This window comes from Burkholderia sp. AU45388 (assembly GCF_030481585.1).
Lineage (GTDB): Bacteria > Pseudomonadota > Gammaproteobacteria > Burkholderiales > Burkholderiaceae > Burkholderia > Burkholderia sola.
Genome location: NZ_JAUJPV010000054.1, coordinates 1 through 3422 on the forward strand (window position 1 = coordinate 1; position 3422 = coordinate 3422).

The window sequence follows — 3422 nt, forward strand, 5'->3', positions numbered from 1 at the left end:
CGCGACAGCCCCTGCAGGCACGACGGGCAGCTCGTCAGGATCTTCACGTCCGGGCCGTTCGTGCCCGCATTGGCCGGCGCCGGCGCGTCGCCCGCCACCACCGGAATCGCGCGCAGCTTCGCCGCGCCCTTGCGGATCTCCTCTTCCTTGCGGAAGCGCACCTGCGTCGACACGTCCGGACGCGTCACCGCCAGCGTGCCCGACTCGCCGCAGCAGCGATCGTTCTTCTCGATCCTGTAGCCGTCCTTCTGCGCACCCATCAGTTCGTTGACCAGCTTCACCGGGTCGATCGTCTTGATCGGCGTGTGGCACGGGTCGTGATACATGTAGCGCGTGCCCGTCACCCCGTCGAGCTTCATCCCCTTCTCGAGCAGGAACTCGTGGATGTCGATGATCCGGCACCCCGGGAAGATCTTGTCGAATTCGTAGCCCGCGAGCTGGTCGTAGCACGTACCGCACGACACCACCACCGTCTTGATGTCCAGATAGTTCAGCGTGTTCGCCACCCGGTGGAACAGCACGCGGTTGTCCGTGACGATCTTCTCGGCCTTGTCGTACTGGCCCGAGCCGCGCTGCGGATAGCCGCAGCACAGGTAGCCCGGCGGCAACACCGTCTGCACGCCCGCCTCCCACAGCATCGCCTGCGTCGCCAGCCCCACCTGCGAGAACAGCCGCTCGGAGCCGCAGCCCGGGAAGTAGAACACCGCCTCCGAATCGACGGTCGTCGTCTTCGGGTTGCGGATGATCGGCACGATCTTGTTGTCCTCGATGTCCAGCAACGCCCGCGCCGTCTTCTTCGGCAGGTTGCCCGGCATCTTCTTGTTCACGAAGTGGATCACCTGCTCCACCGCCGGCGGCTTGCCCGTCGTCGCCGGCGGGTGCTGCGTCTGCTTCGTCACGACCTTCTTCAGCATGTCGTTCGCGAAGCGCTGCACCTTGTAGCCCACGCCCATCATCACGCCGCGCGCGAGGTTGATCGTCTGCGGATTGGTCGCGTTCAGGAAGAACATGCCCGCCGCATTGCCTGCGTTGAACTTCTTCTTGCCCATCTTGCGCAACAGGTTGCGCATGTTCATCGTCACGTCGCCGAAGTCGATCTTCACCGGGCACGGCGTCGCGCACTTGTGGCACACCGTGCAGTGGTCGGCCACGTCGTTGAACTCGTCCCAGTGCTTGATCGACACGCCGCGGCGCGTCTGCTCCTCGTACAGGAACGCCTCGACCAGCAGCGACGTCGCCAGGATCTTGTTGCGCGGGCTGTACAGCAGGTTCGCGCGCGGCACGTGCGTCGCGCACACCGGCTTGCACTTGCCGCAGCGCAGGCAGTCCTTCACCGAATCGGCGATCGCCCCGATGTCGGACTGCTGCATGATCAGCGACTCGTAGCCCATCAGCCCGAAGCTCGGCGTGTACGCATTGCGCAGATCGGCGCCGTCGAGCAGCTTGCCCTTGTTGAAGCGGCCGTTCGGGTCCACGCGCTGCTTGTACGCGCGGAATTCGGCGATCTCGTCGTCGGTCAGGAATTCGAGCTTGGTGATGCCGATCCCGTGTTCGCCGGAGATCACGCCGTCGAGCGAGCGCGCGAGCGTCATGATGCGCGCGACCGATGCGTGCGCGTCCTGCAGCATCTCGTAGTTGTCGGAGTTGACCGGGATGTTGGTGTGGACGTTGCCGTCGCCCGCGTGCATGTGCAGCGCGACGAACACACGCCCGCGCAGCACGCGCTTGTGGATCGCCTGTGCTTCGTCGAGGATCTGCTTGAACGCGCCGCCGTTGAAGATCGCGCGCAGCTCCGCGCGGATCTCCTGCTTCCACGAAATCCGGACCGTGCGGTCCTGCGTGATGTGGAACACGGTCGCGCCCGGCTGCTCGTCCGCGCGATCGGCGAACTTCTCGGCGAGCGCCGCGTAACCAAGCTGCACCAGGTAGTGCTGCGCCTCGCGCAGCGGCTGGTCGAGCCGGTCGCGCACGAATTCCCAGCGCGCACGCACGCGCTTGAGCAGCTCCAGCGCCTGCTGCACGCGGTCTTCGAGCAGTTCCGCGCTCGGGATCTCGTTCGCGTCGTCGGTCTTGCCGAGCGGCAGGTTGCCGCCCTTGAAGAACGCTTCGAGCGCGTCGACCAGTTGCAGCTTGTTCTTCAGCGACAGCTCGATGTTGATCCGCTCGATGCCGTCGGTGTACTCGCCCATCCGGTTCAGCGGGATCACGACGTCTTCGTTGATCTTGAACGCGTTCGTGTGCTTCGCGATCGCGGCCGTGCGGCTGCGGTCGAGCCAGAAGCGCTTGCGCGCCTCCGCGCTGACCGCGACGAAGCCTTCGCCGCTCTTGCCGTTCGCCATCCGGATCACTTCGGACGTCGCCTGCGCGACCGCATCGGCGTCGTCGCCGACGATGTCGCCGATCAGCACCATCTTCGGGAACGCATTGCGCTTGCTCTTGGTCGCGTAGCCGACCGCGCGCAGGTAGCGCTCGTCGAGGTGCTCGAGGCCCGCGAGGATCGCGCCGCCCTGCTTCGACGTCTCGAACAGGTAGTCCTTGATCTCGACGATGCTCGGGATCGCCTCGCGCGCCTGGCCGAAGAATTCGAGGCAGACGGTGCGCGTGTGCGCGGGCATCTTGTGCAGCACCCAGCGCGCGGACGTGATGAGCCCGTCGCAGCCTTCCTTCTGCACGCCCGGCAGGCCGGCGAGGAACTTGTCGGTCACGTCCTTGCCGAGCCCTTCCTTGCGGAACCGGCGGCCTTCGATCTCGAGCATTTCGGTGCGCAGCAGCTTCTCGCCGGGCGCATGCGCGCCGTCGAACCACTTCAGCTCGAAGCGCGCGACCGCGATGTCGTGGATCTTGCCCTGGTTGTGCTCGTGGCGCGTGACTTCGAGCCAGTTGCCGTCCGGGTCGACCATCCGCCACCACGCGAGGTTGTCGAGCGCGGTGCCCCACAGCACGGCCTTCTTGCCGCCCGCGTTCATCGCGACGTTGCCGCCGATGCACGACGCGTCGAGCGAAGTCGGATCGACCGCGAACACGTAGCCGGCCGCCTCCGCCGCCTCGGTCACGCGGCGCGTGACGACGCCCGCGCCGGAGAAGATCGTCGGGACCTTGTGCGCGACGCCCGGCAGCTCGGTCAGCTCGACCGCGCCGAGCTGTTCGAGCTTCTCGGTGTTGATCACCGCGGAGAACGGCGTGAGCGGCACCGCGCCGCCCGTGTAGCCGGTGCCGCCGCCGCGCGGGATCACGGTCAGGCCAAGCTCGAAGCACGCCTTGATCAGCGCGGCGATCTCGGCTTCGGTGTCGGGGGTCAGCACGACGAACGGGTATTCGACGCGCCAGTCGGTCGCGTCGGTCACGTGCGACACGCGCGACAGCCCGTCGAAGCGGATGTTGTCCTTCTGCGTGCAGCGGCCGAGCGCCTTGGTCGCGCGGCG

The 3422-nt window shown here is 66.7% G+C and carries 1 protein-coding gene; it reads right to left on the reverse strand.

Annotated features, from left to right (window positions below):
* Positions 1 to 3422: FAD-linked oxidase C-terminal domain-containing protein (locus QZM72_RS35320; RefSeq protein ID WP_301740426.1), on the reverse strand; the 3422-nt coding region annotated here is incomplete at both ends.